Consider the following 16,782-nt stretch of genomic DNA (forward strand, 5'->3'; position numbering starts at 1 on the left):
TAAGTAAGGAGGCTTACATTATTATAAAAAGTTAGAATTTACCTTTTTTGAATGCTAGACCTATGCCACCGATTTTGAATACGGCACGAGTGTCGATAACTTTTTTCATGAACGCTGCTTTTTTACCAGTAATATCTTTACCGTAAACAATACCTACACCGTCATGTGAACCTAATGAACATACTGTACCACGGTCAACATATTCAAATTCTTCTTTAGCTTCACCATTTAAGATATGTTTGATGTTTTTAGCAACATGTTCACCTTGTTGCATTGCAATTTGTGCTGTTGTTGGTAATGGACGTTCTTCACCAGCAGGAACGAATGCAGAACAGTCACCAATAACAAAGATATCGTCATGACCTGCAATTGTAAGATCTTGGTTAGTAACAATACGACCACGTTTAACGCCTTCGAAAGATTCTTCCATTAAGTGGCTTCCACGTACACCTGCAGCCCAAACTGAAGTGCCTGCTTCTAATTGTTGTTTTTCACCATTGATTTCAACAACAAATCCTTTTTCATTACATGCAACGATTGGTGTAGCGATTTTGAATTCAACGCCACGGTTTTCTAAGTAGTTTACTGCATGATTAACTAAGTCATCTGAGAACATTGGTAACATTTTAGGTGCCGCTTCAACACAAGTTACTTTAACTTTGCTTTGATCGATACCATATTTACTACATAATTCAGGGATTCTGTCAGTTAATTCACCTAAGAATTCGATTCCAGTGAATCCTGCACCACCAACTAAGATTGATAAATCATTTTCATCTTTCTCTTTAGAAGCTGCATAATTAGCAAATTTATCTTCGATATGACGAGATAATTGACGTGTAGTTAAAACGTTTTCGATTTGGAAAGCGTAATCTTTCATACCATCAATACCAAATGTTTCACTAACAAATCCTAATGCTACAACTAAAATGTCGAAGTCATAGATACCTTTGTCAGTTTCTACTTTTTTAGCATTACGGTCAATTTTAGTAACTTCTGCTTTTACAAAGTTAACTTTGTCTTTTTTCAATACACTTTCAACTGGGTATAATAAATCTTCATAATTAATTGTACCTGCTGAAGCTTCATGTAACCAAGTTGCTTCGTAGTGATAATCATTTTTGTTGATTAAAGTAATTTCTGCTTCTTCTGCAGAAACTTCTTTTTGTAATTTAGTAACAGCTTGTAAACCTGCATAACCTGCACCTAAAACTAATACTTTTTTACGTTCTTGAGCCATTATTTTCACCTAAGCTTTCATAATATTTTAACTCTAGTGTAGCATAACTAAAAATGATTAAACTTAAATAAGTAACACATTTTAAAACTACGACACACAATAATTATTACGTCTTTTTCATCAAGCTATTTCTCGTGAAGTTCACAGAAAAGACAATATTAAATCCAAGTTTAATTCTATAGCTTTTGTACAATATTTTCAAGCGACAATAGTGCACTTTGTGAAAAATTTAATTTATTAAATTAATTGCTGTATATCGCTTTAACAATCTTCCGGGTTTCCTGCAACTTTAGCTGTTCTAAATGAACTACCACAACCGCATGAAGCAATAGCGTTTGGATTATCAATTTGGAAACCGCCGCCCATTAATGATTGCTTAAAATCGATTGTCGTACCATTTAATACTGGGGCATCATGTTTATCTACTAACACTTTTAAACCAAAGAATTCTAATATTTCATCATTTTCGCCTGGTTCAGCTTCTGCTGACATGCCATATGTTAAACCCGTACATCCGCCACCATTAACTTTAATTTTTAAATAGCCATCGGGCATATCATTACTTTGTAACATATCTTTAACTTCATAAGCTGCTGCTTCAGTTAATATAACTGTTTGCATAATCATAACCTCCTATAATAAGTTCGTGAAATCATTTTCTTCTATATGTTTATATATATTATTTAACAAATCGTCCGGTGTATCTCCTTCAACAATATCACCATCGACAAGTGCGTACAAGCCGTCGGAACATATACCGCAGTTTTGTAAACATCCATATTCTAAAACATCTATATCAGGATCATTTTCTAATTTTTCATAAACTACATCCCCACCTTTAGCCATATTGGAAATGCAGAATTCAACTAACGGAAACATACGACACCCTCTCTAAAATAATAGTTATAATATTATAACAAACTACCAGTTGTTATGACTATCTTTGAGCTTAAAATGTTAAAAATAGAAATTTTTACAAATAAAACAATATATTCAATTTCATTCGATATATGTTTGTAGTCAATTTGAAAAACCGATATAATAATCATATAAATACATAGTCTTATAAATAAGATGTTAAGGGGTTATTCTTTTCATCATTTTAAGGGGCATAATTGCATAAAATGACATTAAATAAGTGTCTTTCTAAATCAATTGCACACTTATTTATAACAAGATTTTTAGGATAAAGGGGTATACTAAAATGAAAAATATTGTTTTATTAGGTGGGGGTTACGGTAATATGCGCATCATGTCTCGTATATTGCCTAATTCATTACCAGATGGTTATAGGTTAACATTAATCGATCGTATGCCATTTCATGGCTTAAAACCTGAATTTTATGCACTAGCTGCTGGAACAAAATCTGACAAAGATGTTCGTATGGAATTTCCTGGAGATTCTAAAATGAATACTGTCTATGGGGAAATTAATGAGATTAATTTAGATGAACAAATTATTTCAGTAGGTAATTCAAAAGTCGATTATGATGAGTTAGTGATTGGTTTAGGTTGTGAAGATAAATATCACAACGTTCCAGGTGCTGATACATACACACATAGTATTCAGACACTATCAAAGGCTCGCGAAACATTCCATAGTATTAGTGAATTACCTAATGGGGCTAAAGTTGCTATTGTCGGTGCTGGTTTAAGCGGCATTGAGTTAGCAAGTGAGCTAAGGGAAAGCCGTGTTGATTTGGAAATTTTATTATACGATAGAGGGTCTCGAATCCTAAGAAACTTCCCAGAAAAATTAAGTAATTATATTGCAAAATGGTTCTCTAAACATAATGTAACAGTTGTACCTAACTCAGTTATTGATAAAGTTGAACCAGGTAAAATATATAATAATGGTGTTCCTGAAGATGTAGATTTAGTTGTGTGGACAGCAGGTATTCAACCAGTTGAAGTTGTTAGAAATTTACCAATTGATATTAACAATAATGGTCGTGTTATTTTAAATCAGTATCATCAAATTCCAACATACAAAAACGTTTATGTAGTTGGGGATTGTGCAGATTTACCGCATGCACCAAGTGCTCAATTAGCAGAGTTACAAGGTGAACAAATTGCTGATGTCATGAAAAAACAATGGAATAATGAGCCATTACCTGAAAAAATGCCAGAACTTAAAGTTCAAGGCTTCTTAGGTTCACTTGGTGATAAACAAGGATTCGCTTATATCATGGATCGTACCGTTACAGGTAGACTTGCTTCCATCCTTAAATCAGGCGTACTTTGGTTATATAAATATCATAATGGTTAAAAATATAAATTAAGACAGCCTGGGACATAAATCAATGTCTCAGGCTAAAATTTTATATTGGCAGTAGTTGACTGAATTGAAAATGCACTTGTATCAAGCTTTTTTCAACTCTAGTCAACCTTGCCGGGGTGGGACAACGAAATAAATTTTGGAAAAATGTTATTTCTGTCCCACTCCCTCTTTTTCTATAGATAAAAATTAGACATTTTAATATTTAAAAATGTTGCTCCACAAATTGTGTTATTTGTTTCGTTTGAATATATCCATCTGCCACATACTCATCGTTCATAGTAATTAATGGATAAAATAATTCATCTTCTTGAATACGTTCAATAAATTGTTGATCATGATCTGTTAAATTTTCTGTATCTTTTTCAATATCGATATATGTAAATTCAAATTGATGTTGTGGAAATTTTCGCTTAAGTAATGGTTGTAACCAATCGAATGTATCTTTTGATGTCGGTGCATTAACACAACTCGCACATACAATATCTGCCCCATAAACAACAACACTTATTTTAGTCATTGAAATCCCTCGTTTTGATTTATAGATTTTTCGTTCTTAATCTATTATAATGTACTAATAATGATAATGAAATAATATACTTGAAAGGAGACATATCTCATGCCTACTGAGAATGCAACAATGTTTGATCAAGTAGCTGAAGTTATAGAACGTTTACGTCCATTTTTATTACGTGATGGCGGCGACTGTACATTAGTTGACGTTGAAGACGGAATTGTTAAATTACAACTACATGGTGCTTGTGGTACATGCCCAAGTTCTACAATTACTTTAAAAGCTGGTATTGAACGTGCTTTACACGAAGAAGTACCTGGTGTTATCGAAGTTGAACAAGTATTCTAATTTGTTTACAAGTAATTATTTACTTTGTTTTACAAATTATGAAAATCTTCATATATTATAGATATTTAAGACATAGTAACCACTCAGATGGATTGAATTCAATCATTTGAGTGGTATTTTTATGTCTCTGAAATTTTGGATTTGTTTTATTTTTATTAAAGTTAATAAAATCATTCTTTTTTCGTTTCATCATTATAATATTGGCATTCGAATAGATCTATGATAGCTTTTAAATTATTGTCCACGTATTTATCTTTGTGCTTAGTAAGGTAGAAATTACGAAACACGTCTAACTCGATAGAAGCAAGCACTTCTTTTGGTTCTTTTTCTAATACTGATTTAGAAATTACTGTAAATCCCTTACCTGCTTTTACCATATCTACTATCACTTGATTTGAATTAATTTCCACCAAATAAGGATGCAATTCTAATCTAGTTAATCCAATTTCCTGATACACCCTTGTTCCAGATCCTTGTTCTCTCACATAACATACTTGATTCTTATCAAAGCCTATTTGCCTATTATAAATTAAAACCATTTCATCTTGGGAAATACATGCTAAATCAAGTGTGTTATCTTGAATTTCACGTTCAATAATGCCAATATCAACAATATTATGTTTTACATTATCTATGACCGTATCTGAATTCATTAAATAAGCATTAACATGTAAGTCTGGATATTCATTAGCAACTTTAATTAATTTTTCAGATAAATATTGTTCGCCGTATGTGTAACTACTACCTATCGATATTGATCCAGCAATAATATTAAGGTCATTTTTTAGATCATGCCATAACTCTTGTTCAATATTTTCACGTTGCAACGCATAACGTAGAATCTTTTCTCCATCTGATGTTAAACATATTGTTGGCCGAGTAAACTCAAAAATTTTAACATTATATCTTGCTTCTAATCTTTTAATATCTCGACTAATCGATGGTTGAGATGTATATAGATTCTCGGCCGCTTTAGTAAAATTAGCTGTTTTGACCACTTCTATTAATACTTTGTAAGGATCCATGTACTTTCTCCTTGTTCTATACTCATTTATATTTTTAATATGATTATAACAAATTTGATATAGATAGTATGTTAAATATTTATTTAACGATATAATTATGTAATGCTAAACTTTTCGTAAAGGAGGAACATGTCATGAATAAAATTAAGGATAAGCACTTTATTATAGGTATCTTATTTACATTTATCATCGCAATCATAAGTCTTGTATTATCTAAATTACCTATCCTTAGTCAAATTGGCGGTTTATCAATCGCAATTCTTATTGCTATACTTTATCGACATTTCAAAGGATATCCAGAAGATTATAAAAGTGGAATAACATTTTCATCTAAATACTTATTAAAAATTGCGATTGTCTTTTATGGTCTCAAATTAAATATCGATGAAATATTAGGACATGGTGGTCAATTATTATTAATGGATGCGTGCGTTATTGTTTTCAGTATCCTATTCACCTATTTTATTAGTCGCATAGTAAAAGCAGATACTTCAATAACAACATTATTAGGCGTTGGTACTGGTATCTGTGGTGCAGCCGCTATCGCAGCAATAGCACCAATTATAAAATCAAGAGACAAAGATACAGCTATTAGTGTCGGCATCATTGCATTAGTAGGGACTGTCTTCTCATTAATTTATACATTTATTTATTCAATCATTCATATCTCCCCTGTACATTTTGGTATTTGGTCTGGAACTAGCCTTCATGAAATTGCACAAGTTGTTTTGGCTAGTAATTATGCTGGGGTAGAATCTCTTAAAATAGCTTTATTAGCAAAATTAGGACGTGTATTTTTATTAATTCCAGTTATATTAATATTTATTTTTATTGTGAAATTTAAGAATAAAAATGATAAACATGCACACCATATTGATTTTCCGTATTTTTTAATTGGATTTATATTAATGGCATTAATCAATACATATATTCCTATCCCTCACGCATTATTAAAAATAATAGAGGTAGTAACTAATATTTTCTTATTAATGGCAATGGTTGCATTAGGATTAAATGTATCATTCAAAGATTTAAAATCAAAAGCTTTAAAACCGTTATTCATAATTATTTTTGTATCTATTTGTTTATCAATTATAAGCTATTTTATTTCTACTTCTTTATTCTAAAAAATGCGCCTTTCAAGTATACTTCGATGAACTATTTGTCATCTTAGATTCTTGAAAGGCGTTAATTATTAATTTGATTCTTTTTGTTTGTGTTTGTCTTTATCAACTTGAGGTTGTTTTTTGTCATTCATATGTTTGGCAATTTGTTGATCTACATAGACCCAACCTTTCCAACCAATATGAACCGCGTCACTAATGACATATTTTTCATAATCTTTATCAGTCATATCGTATATTTTACCGCCATTATCAACGACAGTTGAATGAATTTTTTTGTACACTGCTTGGCGTCTATCACTATCGATACCAATATGATCATACCATTTACCATTTGATGGGATACTTACATATTGTACATCTGCGCCAGCTTTATTCATTGTTTGAACAAGTAATTTTAAATCTTGGAACTCTGGAGAATTAACGTTAAATTCATAATCACGATTTATTTTACGTTTATTTTCTTTGATCAGTTTCCAATATGGGTCTCTAATATGATAATCATTAGTTTTGGTATTATTTTTACCAATTACTTCTGCTTTGTCTTTCTTTTGGCCCCATGATGCTTTTTCATCAGTTGCAGGTTTAACATGAGATAAAGGTGGTTTAGTGATAGAGAATAATGATTTAATTGCTTCAATCTTAATTAATTGATTTTCTTTAAATGCTGAAATATAGTGACCTGATACATTATGTGGATCTTTAGCAACTTTTCTTAAATACGCTTTGTTATGTACATGCGGGAATTGCAATAAACGTTTGGCATAACGTTGTTTCAATTCAGCAGGCATATTTTTTTGATTAAACATCGTGTTAATTTGATTTTGAGACATACGAGCATCAAAGTTTTGGTTTGTTAATCCATGATTAGTAAACCATTGTGGTGAGATAATAAAAGTTAATTTTTTACCTTTTAAATTATCATACTGAGATGCAAGTTCTACTGCATTAATTAAATCTGTTGACCCACCAGTGCCTAGTAAAAATACTGGTTTATCTGAATTGTGCTTATTTAACGCAATTGCTGGATTAAATGGATCATCTTTACCTAATTCACTTGAACCATAAACTGGATAATATTTATCCGACTTATATAGTTGATTTTGAATGAGCGTGCCTTTTAATACTTGATCTGTTAATGAAATTCTATTATTAGCAAGCGTTTTATCATTAATTAGCCCTGTAAATAATTGTGCGGGTAACAGAACAAATATAATAAATATAACGCCGCTAATTAGAATGGGTAAAAAAGGTTTTAATTTCATCGTAGTTCTTCTAATGCTTCCACAATTTTATTTGGTGTAGCCCACTCATCACGATCAAAGTCCATAATAGAAACTTCGATATCTAATTTATTTTGAATTTCTAATAATAAACCTACTGTTTGGAAAGAATCAATAATACCTTCTTCGAAAATTTCTACATCTGGATTTTCTTTTACAATATCGTTTTCTGCAACCTCTGCTAATAAGTCTAATACTTGTTCTCTAAATTCCATAATTAATTACTCCTTTATTAAATAAATTTACCTGAGAAAATTAAAAAGCCGAACGTTACAAAATGGAATGTGATGACAACGCTTAACGCGTTAGTCCATTTATTTTGCCAACGTGGAGGATGATTTTTTCTCCATTTTTCATAATAACCATAACCTATAAATAATGCTGCATGGTATAAGCCATAAATAATATAATAAACTTCTAATCCGTGCCAAACTCCCATGATAAAGAAATTAAGGAAGAAAGCCATGTTTGACATAGCCAATTGACTCTTAAACATCTTCTTACGAGACATATAAAATAATGATCTCATATAAATACAGTCTCTAAACCAAAATGATAAAGTCATATGCCATCTATTCCAGAAATCTTTAATATTTTTAGATTGGAAAGGTTTATTAAAGTTTGGTGGTGTTTTAATGCCATATAAATAACTGAGTGCTATAGCAAATAAACTATAACCTGCAAAATCAAAGAATAGATAGAAACTGTATGCATACATATATAACCACATGTGTGTAAATCCATGTAAATTCATTTGCAGTGGGTTAATCGCATATACTTGAATGAAGTAAGCGATAATATATTTATACAAGAAACCTAACATAATCATGTGAATTGCTTTTAACACTAATTCTCTATATTCCCCACCAGTAGGTACCTTTTTATCATCTTTAACAAAACGTTTATATCTATCAATTGGTCCAGATGAGATAGTTGGGAAGAATGAGATAAATTGAATTAATTTGCCAATTTTGATTTCTTTAATTGAACCATCTCTGATTTCCATGATTAGTTGAACACTCTTAAAAGTAACGTATGAAATACCTAAGAAACCAACAAATTCAATTAATTTACTTTCATGGAAATGAATTTGATGCCCACCTAACCATGTACTTTGTAATACTTTAACTAGTGCTAATGGCAATATTGACAGAACCATGATAATCACAAATTTTGAAAAAGTATTATTCTTTTGTCTAGATTTATAATAAAACATGATTAAACCAACTTGCCAAATAACATATATGATAAAACTGATTAATTGAACACTTAAATACTTTTGACCAAACAAATTATGTTTATCTGATGAAAATATCAGTATAACCATTATTGCTGTCGTAATACCGTTATATATATAGCTTCGCTTACCTAAAAAGCCAAGAATTATAACAGGAATTAGTACAATGAATGAAATTAAGAAGAATGTAAACATGCCATAAGGTATCATCCGTTAACAACCTCTGCAATCTTCTTACGATCTAGTTTACCATTAGATGTAAGTGGTAATTGTTCCATCCAAACAAACTTTTGAGGAATCATATATTCTGGTAAGCGCGTTTTAAGTTCATCTTTGATGTTCTTTGTCATTTGTCTGTCATCTTCTACTTTTTCAGTTGCAACAACAGCTCCTATAAGATGAGTTACTTTGTCATTTTTATAAACAGGAACTACAATAGCTTCTCTAATTAGTTCAGAGTCTCGTAATTGTGATTCTATCTCTTCCAATTCCATACGGTAACCATTCAATTTGATTTGGAAGTCTATACGACCTTGAATAAACCATAAACCATCTTCTTCTTTAGCTTTATCTCCTGTGTGATATGTTCTCACTCTATCTTCAAAGTTAAACACGGCAGTTGTTTTTTCTTCATTTTTTAGGTAACCAACACTTACACTTTGACCTTGAATGACTAATTCACCTTCATCAGTTGTCGTTAATTTAGTGCCAGGTCTTGAAACGCCTACTGGAAGTGGATTATATTGCTTTAGAATCTCTGGCGTAATTTGTATACTAGTCACCGCTACAGTAGCTTCCGTAGGACCATAAGTATTATATATAACACCATTAGGGAATCTATCAACTAATGCTTTAGCTGTTCTGTGTCCAAGAATTTCTCCACAGAAGAAGAAATGATTTAAACTACCATATTGTTCTTCATTTAATGTTGGTAGTAATAAGCACATTTCAATAAATGATGGCGTAGAAACCCATATGTTAATCGGCGTAGCTAATAACATATCATTTAATAGTTTTGGTTTTTTAATCATGTCTTTATCAACAAGATTTAAAGTGCCACCAGAAACTAAACATGGGTAAATTGCCATAACTGATAAATCAAATGAAAATGGCGCTTGGTTCAACCATTCTTTCCCATTACCTAATTGATTCAATGAATTCATCCATTCAGCAAATTCAACAAGACTAGCGTATTCGATTTGAACACCTTTTGGCTCACCTGTAGAACCTGATGTGAAAATAGTATATACAACATCATTATCCTTCATTTGACTATCAAAAATAATTGAGTCTTGTGAATTAACAACATCTTCAATCGTAATCATCTGTACATGTTGATGATCTAATTCATAATCGGTTGTGTTAAAAATATATTCTGGTTGAACTTTATCGATTATCATCTTCACTCGCTCTTCTGGTACAGATGTATCGATAGGCACATAGCCGCAACCTGCTTTAATCGCACCAATCATACCTACAATCATATAAGGCGACATATGACCAAATAAAATCATAGGTTGTTGACTGCCTTGTAATTGATGTGCAAGCTTACTAGAAACTTCATCTAATTGCTTATATGTTATTTCATCAGTCGTATGTCTAACTGCTACTACATCTGGTTGTTCTTTACTCAATTGACTGAGAATATTAATAATATCTGTCATAGTTTTCTCCCTCATTAAAATTCATTATAAATGAAGTTATTATGTGTATCTCCACTACCATATATTAAATATAAAGCGATAAATATTGCTAAATATAATAAAGTTAAAAGATACGGCTTCATTGCTAGGTAATATTTATTCGTAGGTTCCTTACCTTTAGTTTTCATTGGGCAACTCTCCTAAAATTTACTTATCATAAACCAAAGTTCTTAATCGTCTGTATTCAATGTAAATAATTTTAATATATAATAGCCGTTTTATATTTTGTTTTTACAATTCATTATACTCATGTTTCGAATAAAATTCAAAATTATTTTTAGCATAAAAATTTAAGTTAATTACTCCAAGTTGCGTAAGCTATAAATATAGTATGAGCATATTACTTATTGAATAATATTATTTTAAATCTTACGTTGTAATTAAACAATTACAGACGGTATAACAAAATTGTTAGATTGAGCTATTTTAAACATAATAAAAAGCCTATCTATTTAATTAAACTAAATAGATAAGCTTAAATTATAATTAAAACTATGAATTTACTGGGGTAATTGCAGGTTTATCATTTAATACTGCTTTAATATTATCCACGCATAATTGAATCATATCATTCCGTGTATTTTCAGATGCACTACCAATGTGTGGAAGAATCACAGCATTAGGCATTTTTAATAGTGGATGATCCATATCAATTGGTTCTTGTTCTAACACGTCTAAACCGCATGCTAATAACTGTCCTGTGTTTAAAGCATTTACTAAATCTTCTTCATTTACAACGGCACCTCTACCAATATTGATAAATATTGAATCAGATTTCATTTTTTCAAATGCGGATGCATTAAATTTATGTTTGGTTTCATCTGTTAAAGGTGCAGTACATACCACAAAGTCACTTTTTTCAAGTAATTCATCAAATGAAACCCATGTAGCACCCAATTCGTTTTCAGTCGCTTCTTGTCTTGAACGATTATGATAAAAAATTTTAGTATTAAAGCCTTTCAAACGTTTAGCAAAATCCTTACCAATGTCTCCCATACCAAAAATACCAACAGTTGAACCATATACGTCTTTACCAGATAGTAAATATGGTCCCCAACTTTTCCATTGTCCTTCTTGAATATATTGTTCAGCTTCTACAATGCGACGAGCAGTTGCTAACATAAGTGTAAAACCTAATTCCGCAGTCGTTTCAGTTAAAACTTCTGGTGTATTAGTCACAGTGACACCTTTTTGTTTGGCAACATCAATATCTATATTATCGAAACCAACAGCCATATTGGCTACTACCTTTAAATTTGGTGCTTCATTTAAGCAGATTTCATCAATTTTTTCACTTAAAGTAACAAAACAAGCTGTTGCATCTTTGATAGATAATAAGAATTTTTCTCTAGGCATGGGTATAAATTCTTCATTCCATACTTCGACTTCTGCAATTTCTTCTAACTGTGCTATAAACTTTTGAGGAATTTGACGTGTTACAACAATTTTGCTCAATCTTTGAGCCCCTCTCACCAAGTTAATTTGTTAATTCAACAATTGTTTCATTTAAATCTTTAAAAGAATATGTTGGTGGAATATCTTTTGTCTGAATTTCTTCTAGTGTAGTCACACCTGTTTGAACATGAATAGTATCGATACCAACGTTTATACCAGACATAATATCTGTATCATACAAGTCTCCAACCATGGCCACTTCTTCTTTATTAAGTTGCAATAGTTCTAAAGATTTATTCATAATTATCGTTTCTGGTTTACCAATAAACTGTGGTTGTACTCCTGTAGATACTGATACCACACTTGTAATTGCACCATTACCTGGTAAGAAACCTCTTTCTTTTGGTATAGAAACATCAGGATTTGTTGAAATAAATGTTGCTCCTTTTCTGACAGCAAGTGTTGCTATAGCAAGCTTTTCATAAGTAACATTTTCATCAAGTCCGATAACAACATAATCAACATTTTCATCATTTTTAACTACTAGGCCCGCTTCAGTCAATGCAGAATGTAGACCTTCACCGCCTAACATATAGACAGATGCACCTGGAGATTGTTCAGAAATATAATCTGCTGTTGCTAAAGCTGATGTAACAATTTCATCAGGTGTTGCGTCGATATTCATTTCATGCAATTTATCTGCAACTTGATCTGGCGTCTTGGTAGAATTATTTGTTACATATAGATGTGGAATTTGATGTTCATTTAAATAATCGATAAATTGACTTGCACCATCAATTTCATCAGTTCCTTTATACATCGTCCCATCTAAATCTATTAAATATGCCTTGTATTGCTTCACTATTTGTTCTCTCCTTTGCCAAATGCAGTAATTGGAACATTTTCATTATTTAAAAATTGAATAACTTCATCAATAAATTGTTTGTAGTAAGGTATTGCTTGATCAAATAACGGTTCAATTTCATTAGTATCAAGTTGAATATAGTTATGTGCAAATTGCTTTCTTACATCTACAGTTTTATTAATATTTTCTTGAGTTTCTTTAGAAATAACATTTTCTAATTCTAAAATATCAATCACGTCTTTATAGTTACCTGGATCTCTTAGAATAAATCCATCAATAATCATATTTCCAATATCTACTGATGATTCAATTAACATTTGTGCGATTCTTTCAAAAGCATAATGATTATCTTTGTTTTGAGTATAATCCTCTGTTAATTGTCTTAAGTAATTTAGTTTTTCTGAAAGTTTATCTTTATCTACAAAATACATTTCCTAATCACCTCTTATTAACTTTATAATATCATAATTTTGCAGTACACTTCATTTCTCGTTATACTTAGGCGTAGTATATTTCGTTTAAAGGGGTTCTACAAATGATTGATATGTATTTATATGATGATGAAGAACAAAGCCAAGTTCAATTTGTTGGATTTGTTGGTGAACATAGTCGATATGACTTAATGCTCGTTCAAACAGACCGACATTATGGTAAAACTTTGGTATTGAATATGCAAACTAATAAATTTGGTATTATTGGATCTGATGATATTGAAGAAGAAGGTTATATCGCTCATATTTTAGGTGTATCTGAAGAAGAAGGCGATGAAATCATTGAATACCTTAATGAAGTGATTCAATAATAATTTTGATATAAATAAAAAGTAAATCTCCCTCCATGTACGTTAATGTATTTGAAGGGAGATTTTTTATATTTGTTATTATAAATTAAAATTGATAAATCACTTTTCAGTATCTTGGATAGTTGGTTGTATTTTGACATCATGTAATTTATCATCTTGATCAATAACGGTTAAGTCTTCTGCTTGTTGTTTCACTTCATTTTCTGATAAATGTTTAACTACAAAATAGGGACATCCAAAATTACAATATTCTAATAAATAATCTTGTATACTAGAGAATCTTTTACTAATTTCTGCTTTTTTATTAGTATCCTTAAAGAAACCTTTTAATCTTAATTGATCATAACCAAAATCTCCTACTACATAGTCATATTTATCTAAAATATCAGAGTATCTATTTGCGAATATTTCTTCATCAAAACAATCTCTATAATCTTCTATTAATTCAAAATACTGTTGCTCTACTTTTATCATAATTTCACCTAATCTATTTCACGATATATTATATCGCTATTTTAACAACACTATATATTTTCATTCAAATCTTTAAACTATTTAGTAAAAATAAGAACCACTTTATTTATTTTCATAAAAAAGTGGCTCTACAGATTGTATATTATTAACTATTTAATTGCTCTTCACCTTGACGTTGTCTTTCTTTGGCAGCTTCGTTAACTTGTTCATCTGCATGGTAAGAACTACGTACTAACGGTCCAGCTTGACAATGTTTGAAGCCTTTATCCATAGCTACTTTTCTCATTTTACCGAATTCTAATGGTGTGTAGTATTTTTCAACTTTTAAATGTTTACGAGATGGTTGTAAATATTGACCAATTGTTAAAATATCTACATCATTGGCACGTAAATCATCCATTGTTTCATAAATTTCTTCCATTGTTTCCCCTAAGCCAACCATTAAACTTGATTTTGTAGGAATATCTGGCTGTAATTCTTTAGAACGACGTAAGAATTCTAATGTTCTATCATAAGTTGCACGAGCACGAACTCTTGGTGTCAAACGACGAACTGTTTCAATATTATGATTTAAGATATCAGGTTTAGAAGCCATTAATGTTTCTAATGCTTCATAATCCCCACCCATGTCTGAAGGTAAAATTTCAATTGTAGTGAATGGGTTTCTTGCTCTAACTTTTCTAACTGTTTCAGCATAAACGTTTGAACCTGCATCACGTAAATCATCACGTGCAACTGCTGTAATAACAACGTGTTTTAAATTCATTAATTCAACTGATTCTGCTACACGTTCTGGTTCATTTAAATCTAATTCATTAGGTAAACCAGTTTTAACTGCACAGAAACGACATGCACGCGTACATACAGCACCTAAAATCATAAATGTAGCTGTACGTCTTTCTCCCCAACACTCATGTATATTTGGACACTTTGCTTCTTCGCAAACAGTGTGTAAATTCTTTTCACGCATCATTTTCTTAAGGCCAGTATAATTCTCGTTCGTGTTCAGCTTAATTTTCAACCAATCCGGTTTTCGTAGTATTTCCTCATTTTTAGTAGCCATAACAACGCATACCCTCCTGTTTAATCTCTCTTTATGTTATTATAACGAAATTAATCATAAAATAAAATCTAATCTACAGTTATTTTAAAATTGTAGTAACTTTTGTTCGAATATATCTCTTAAAAATTCTGGCATAATATATTCTGTTGGAAGTCCTTTTAACATTGGAAAATATCTACCAAACGTGTACATATCAACTGTACCTAATACGTATGATTGATTATCTTGAATTTCATTTCCATTTATAAAGTAGCGACCTTCTGATTCGATAAAACCTATGTTATATAATACATATCCTCCAAAGATATCCCCTCGAAATCCAAGACCTTGTGCATGTTCATGCATGTATTCTTGTTTCTGACTTTTAATAATTACTTTTTTTAATTCTTCACCTGTTAATTTAACTCTAACTACATTAATAGGATGAGGTAACATTTGATGAATATCAAATTCGGTAATTTCGTCAGAATCTAGTCCTTTAACTATTAAACCAGCATTTATAATTGTACAATCTGCATTCGTAAATTCATAGACACTTTCAGCTAATAAATAAGACGTTTTTGTGATAACATCTGTTTTATTTTCTAATTTGATAGGATGGTTGACTACTGGTTTACTCATTAATGCTTTGCCTTCACTATCAAAATCTGTTTCAACTTGAGGCAATTGTTCTAATGGATGCAAACAAGCCGTCTTACTAGTTACCTTTTTATCTTCAATATCTAAATTTACTTCACCTAAAAAATGTCCATATTTACCTGCTGCAGCCATTAATACTCCATTATTCATTTCTCCATGTTCAAAATAGTGATGCGTGTGACTTCCAAGTATTAAATCTATTTCAGGTATTTCCTGACATAATTTTTCATCAAAGAACACACCAACGTGGCTCATCACTATCAAAATATCATATTGATCTTTATGATCATTAATTTCATCTTTAATAGCTTCTAATGGATCAGTTACTACCCAATCTAATGCTCTATAAAACGGCGTAAATGGAGCTGTAGCAGCAACAAATAAAATTCGTACTCCGTTGATTTCCTTTATATAAGATGAAGACATGTGGTTAGGTAAATGTCCTTCTTCATCAAATAAATTTGCACAAATTACTTTAAATTGAGCATCGGTATATAAATTTTGTAAGGCTTCATGCGAAATGGTCATGCCTTCGTTGTTTCCAATTGTCGCAATATCACATTGCGCCTCATTAAGAAGTTCTATATTCTTTTTACCTAATGTAGCTTGGGTAATCGGTGCTGATAAATCAACATGATCACCTATATCTAAATATAGTGAGGGATGTTGAAGTTGGGAACGATGTTCTGCAATATAAGATTGGATACGTGCATATTCATTAAGATGACTATGAATATCATTTGTATGATAAATAGTTAACTTCACAGTACTTCCCCCTTTTCTATTTGTTTT

The 16,782-nt window shown here is 30.9% G+C and carries 20 protein-coding genes; 4 read left to right on the forward strand and 16 right to left on the reverse strand.

The annotated features are described in order from the left end of the window. Nucleotides 1–31 precede the first annotated feature (31 nt). From HMPREF3125_RS05065 to HMPREF3125_RS05075, 3 genes are all read right to left on the reverse strand, one after another. Nucleotides 32–1,240, reverse strand: a complete 1,209-nt coding sequence (locus HMPREF3125_RS05065) for an NAD(P)/FAD-dependent oxidoreductase (protein WP_017637444.1) — start codon at nt 1,238–1,240, stop codon at nt 32–34. A gap of 261 nt (nt 1,241–1,501) precedes the next feature. Beyond that, nucleotides 1,502–1,861 carry a HesB/IscA family protein gene (locus HMPREF3125_RS05070; protein ID WP_017637445.1) on the reverse strand — a complete coding sequence of 120 codons (360 nt, stop codon included), beginning with the start codon at nt 1,859–1,861 and terminating at the stop codon, nt 1,502–1,504. Between the two features lie 12 nt (nt 1,862–1,873). Beyond that, nucleotides 1,874–2,119 carry a YuzB family protein gene (locus HMPREF3125_RS05075; protein ID WP_017637446.1) on the reverse strand — a complete coding sequence of 82 codons (246 nt, stop codon included), beginning with the start codon at nt 2,117–2,119 and terminating at the stop codon, nt 1,874–1,876. A 325-nt stretch (nt 2,120–2,444) separates the two neighbouring features. Here HMPREF3125_RS05075 and HMPREF3125_RS05080 point away from each other — a divergent pair, with 325 nt between their 5' ends. Next, nucleotides 2,445–3,509, forward strand: coding sequence for an NAD(P)/FAD-dependent oxidoreductase (locus HMPREF3125_RS05080; protein ID WP_070452342.1), 1,065 nt, complete (start codon nt 2,445–2,447; stop codon nt 3,507–3,509). 214 nt (nt 3,510–3,723) lie between these two features. Here the strand turns inward: HMPREF3125_RS05080 and HMPREF3125_RS05085 are convergent, their stop codons facing one another. Then, nucleotides 3,724–4,038 (reverse strand): YuzD family protein, encoded by a 315-nt coding sequence (locus HMPREF3125_RS05085; RefSeq protein ID WP_046466500.1) that lies wholly within the window; start codon nt 4,036–4,038, stop codon nt 3,724–3,726. A 99-nt stretch (nt 4,039–4,137) separates the two neighbouring features. On the opposite strand from HMPREF3125_RS05085, the gene HMPREF3125_RS05090 reads away from it, so the two are divergent. Further along, nucleotides 4,138–4,380 (forward strand): NifU family protein, encoded by a 243-nt coding sequence (locus HMPREF3125_RS05090; protein ID WP_002433501.1) that lies wholly within the window; start codon nt 4,138–4,140, stop codon nt 4,378–4,380. A 170-nt stretch (nt 4,381–4,550) separates the two neighbouring features. Here HMPREF3125_RS05090 and HMPREF3125_RS05095 read toward each other — a convergent pair whose 3' ends face one another. Further along, entirely contained in the window at nt 4,551–5,405 is an 855-nt protein-coding gene (locus tag HMPREF3125_RS05095; RefSeq protein ID WP_046466499.1) for a LysR family transcriptional regulator, read from the reverse strand. Between the two features lie 134 nt (nt 5,406–5,539). On the opposite strand from HMPREF3125_RS05095, the gene HMPREF3125_RS05100 reads away from it, so the two are divergent. After that, entirely contained in the window at nt 5,540–6,532 is a 993-nt protein-coding gene (locus tag HMPREF3125_RS05100) for a YeiH family protein (RefSeq protein WP_070452345.1), read from the forward strand. A gap of 68 nt (nt 6,533–6,600) precedes the next feature. Here HMPREF3125_RS05100 and dltD read toward each other — a convergent pair whose 3' ends face one another. The 8 genes from dltD to HMPREF3125_RS05140 all read right to left on the reverse strand — a co-directional run bounded on the left by dltD (nt 6,601) and on the right by HMPREF3125_RS05140 (nt 13,443). Then, nucleotides 6,601–7,794, reverse strand: a complete 1,194-nt coding sequence (gene dltD / locus HMPREF3125_RS05105) for a D-alanyl-lipoteichoic acid biosynthesis protein DltD (protein ID WP_070452348.1) — start codon at nt 7,792–7,794, stop codon at nt 6,601–6,603. Further along, nucleotides 7,791–8,027 carry a D-alanine--poly(phosphoribitol) ligase subunit 2 gene (gene dltC, locus HMPREF3125_RS05110; protein ID WP_017637452.1) on the reverse strand — a complete coding sequence of 79 codons (237 nt, stop codon included), beginning with the start codon at nt 8,025–8,027 and terminating at the stop codon, nt 7,791–7,793. The genes dltD and dltC overlap by 4 nt, the downstream gene beginning before the upstream one ends. 17 nt (nt 8,028–8,044) lie before the next feature. Continuing rightward, nucleotides 8,045–9,259 carry a D-alanyl-lipoteichoic acid biosynthesis protein DltB gene (dltB, locus tag HMPREF3125_RS05115; protein ID WP_070452351.1) on the reverse strand — a complete coding sequence of 405 codons (1,215 nt, stop codon included), beginning with the start codon at nt 9,257–9,259 and terminating at the stop codon, nt 8,045–8,047. Further along, entirely contained in the window at nt 9,256–10,713 is a 1,458-nt protein-coding gene (gene dltA, locus HMPREF3125_RS05120; RefSeq protein ID WP_070452354.1) for a D-alanine--poly(phosphoribitol) ligase subunit DltA, read from the reverse strand. The genes dltB and dltA overlap by 4 nt, the downstream gene beginning before the upstream one ends. A gap of 14 nt (nt 10,714–10,727) precedes the next feature. Then, complete coding sequence (locus HMPREF3125_RS05125; protein WP_017637455.1) at nt 10,728–10,880, reverse strand: teichoic acid D-Ala incorporation-associated protein DltX; 153 nt, start codon at nt 10,878–10,880, stop codon at nt 10,728–10,730. Between the two features lie 364 nt (nt 10,881–11,244). Continuing rightward, complete coding sequence (locus HMPREF3125_RS05130) at nt 11,245–12,207, reverse strand: 2-hydroxyacid dehydrogenase (RefSeq protein WP_070452357.1); 963 nt, start codon at nt 12,205–12,207, stop codon at nt 11,245–11,247. A 22-nt stretch (nt 12,208–12,229) separates the two neighbouring features. Next, nucleotides 12,230–13,009, reverse strand: coding sequence for a TIGR01457 family HAD-type hydrolase (locus HMPREF3125_RS05135; RefSeq protein WP_017637457.1), 780 nt, complete (start codon nt 13,007–13,009; stop codon nt 12,230–12,232). Then, nucleotides 13,009–13,443, reverse strand: a complete 435-nt coding sequence (locus HMPREF3125_RS05140) for a DUF86 domain-containing protein (RefSeq protein ID WP_017637458.1) — start codon at nt 13,441–13,443, stop codon at nt 13,009–13,011. Before HMPREF3125_RS05140 ends, HMPREF3125_RS05135 begins: the two co-directional genes overlap by 1 nt. Before the next feature lie 104 nt (nt 13,444–13,547). Between HMPREF3125_RS05140 and HMPREF3125_RS05145 the strand changes: the two genes are divergently transcribed. Further along, the gene (locus HMPREF3125_RS05145; RefSeq protein WP_017637459.1) at nt 13,548–13,814 is read left to right on the forward strand and encodes a DUF3055 domain-containing protein; all 267 of its coding nucleotides are present in this window, start codon (nt 13,548–13,550) and stop codon (nt 13,812–13,814) included. 99 nt (nt 13,815–13,913) lie between these two features. On the opposite strand, the gene HMPREF3125_RS05150 is transcribed toward HMPREF3125_RS05145, so the two are convergent. From HMPREF3125_RS05150 to HMPREF3125_RS05160, 3 genes are all read right to left on the reverse strand, one after another. After that, nucleotides 13,914–14,288: a YutD family protein gene (locus HMPREF3125_RS05150; protein ID WP_017637460.1), complete on the reverse strand. Its 375-nt coding sequence runs from the start codon at nt 14,286–14,288 to the stop codon at nt 13,914–13,916. 145 nt (nt 14,289–14,433) lie between these two features. Continuing rightward, entirely contained in the window at nt 14,434–15,351 is a 918-nt protein-coding gene (lipA, locus tag HMPREF3125_RS05155; protein ID WP_017637461.1) for a lipoyl synthase, read from the reverse strand. Between the two features lie 84 nt (nt 15,352–15,435). Then, complete coding sequence (locus tag HMPREF3125_RS05160; protein ID WP_070452360.1) at nt 15,436–16,755, reverse strand: bifunctional metallophosphatase/5'-nucleotidase; 1,320 nt, start codon at nt 16,753–16,755, stop codon at nt 15,436–15,438. Nucleotides 16,756–16,782: the final 27 nt, after the last annotated feature.

Origin of the sequence: Staphylococcus sp. HMSC13A10 (assembly GCF_001808005.1) — a bacterium.
In the GTDB taxonomy this organism is placed as follows: Bacteria; Bacillota; Bacilli; order Staphylococcales; family Staphylococcaceae; genus Staphylococcus; species Staphylococcus pasteuri.

Coding starts and splice junctions, on each gene's coding strand:
- HMPREF3125_RS05065 (WP_017637444.1), bottom strand. CDS start 1,240: ATGGCTCAAGAACGTAAAAAAGTATTAGTTTTAGGTGCAGGTTATGCA.
- HMPREF3125_RS05070 (WP_017637445.1), bottom strand. CDS start 1,861: ATGCAAACAGTTATATTAACTGAAGCAGCAGCTTATGAAGTTAAAGAT.
- HMPREF3125_RS05075 (WP_017637446.1), bottom strand. CDS start 2,119: ATGTTTCCGTTAGTTGAATTCTGCATTTCCAATATGGCTAAAGGTGGG.
- HMPREF3125_RS05080 (WP_070452342.1), top strand. CDS start 2,445: ATGAAAAATATTGTTTTATTAGGTGGGGGTTACGGTAATATGCGCATC.
- HMPREF3125_RS05085 (WP_046466500.1), bottom strand. CDS start 4,038: ATGACTAAAATAAGTGTTGTTGTTTATGGGGCAGATATTGTATGTGCG.
- HMPREF3125_RS05090 (WP_002433501.1), top strand. CDS start 4,138: ATGCCTACTGAGAATGCAACAATGTTTGATCAAGTAGCTGAAGTTATA.
- HMPREF3125_RS05095 (WP_046466499.1), bottom strand. CDS start 5,405: ATGGATCCTTACAAAGTATTAATAGAAGTGGTCAAAACAGCTAATTTT.
- HMPREF3125_RS05100 (WP_070452345.1), top strand. CDS start 5,540: ATGAATAAAATTAAGGATAAGCACTTTATTATAGGTATCTTATTTACA.
- dltD (WP_070452348.1), bottom strand. CDS start 7,794: ATGAAATTAAAACCTTTTTTACCCATTCTAATTAGCGGCGTTATATTT.
- dltC (WP_017637452.1), bottom strand. CDS start 8,027: ATGGAATTTAGAGAACAAGTATTAGACTTATTAGCAGAGGTTGCAGAA.
- dltB (WP_070452351.1), bottom strand. CDS start 9,259: ATGATACCTTATGGCATGTTTACATTCTTCTTAATTTCATTCATTGTA.
- dltA (WP_070452354.1), bottom strand. CDS start 10,713: ATGACAGATATTATTAATATTCTCAGTCAATTGAGTAAAGAACAACCA.
- HMPREF3125_RS05125 (WP_017637455.1), bottom strand. CDS start 10,880: ATGAAAACTAAAGGTAAGGAACCTACGAATAAATATTACCTAGCAATG.
- HMPREF3125_RS05140 (WP_017637458.1), bottom strand. CDS start 13,443: ATGTATTTTGTAGATAAAGATAAACTTTCAGAAAAACTAAATTACTTA.
- HMPREF3125_RS05145 (WP_017637459.1), top strand. CDS start 13,548: ATGATTGATATGTATTTATATGATGATGAAGAACAAAGCCAAGTTCAA.
- HMPREF3125_RS05150 (WP_017637460.1), bottom strand. CDS start 14,288: ATGATAAAAGTAGAGCAACAGTATTTTGAATTAATAGAAGATTATAGA.
- lipA (WP_017637461.1), bottom strand. CDS start 15,351: ATGGCTACTAAAAATGAGGAAATACTACGAAAACCGGATTGGTTGAAA.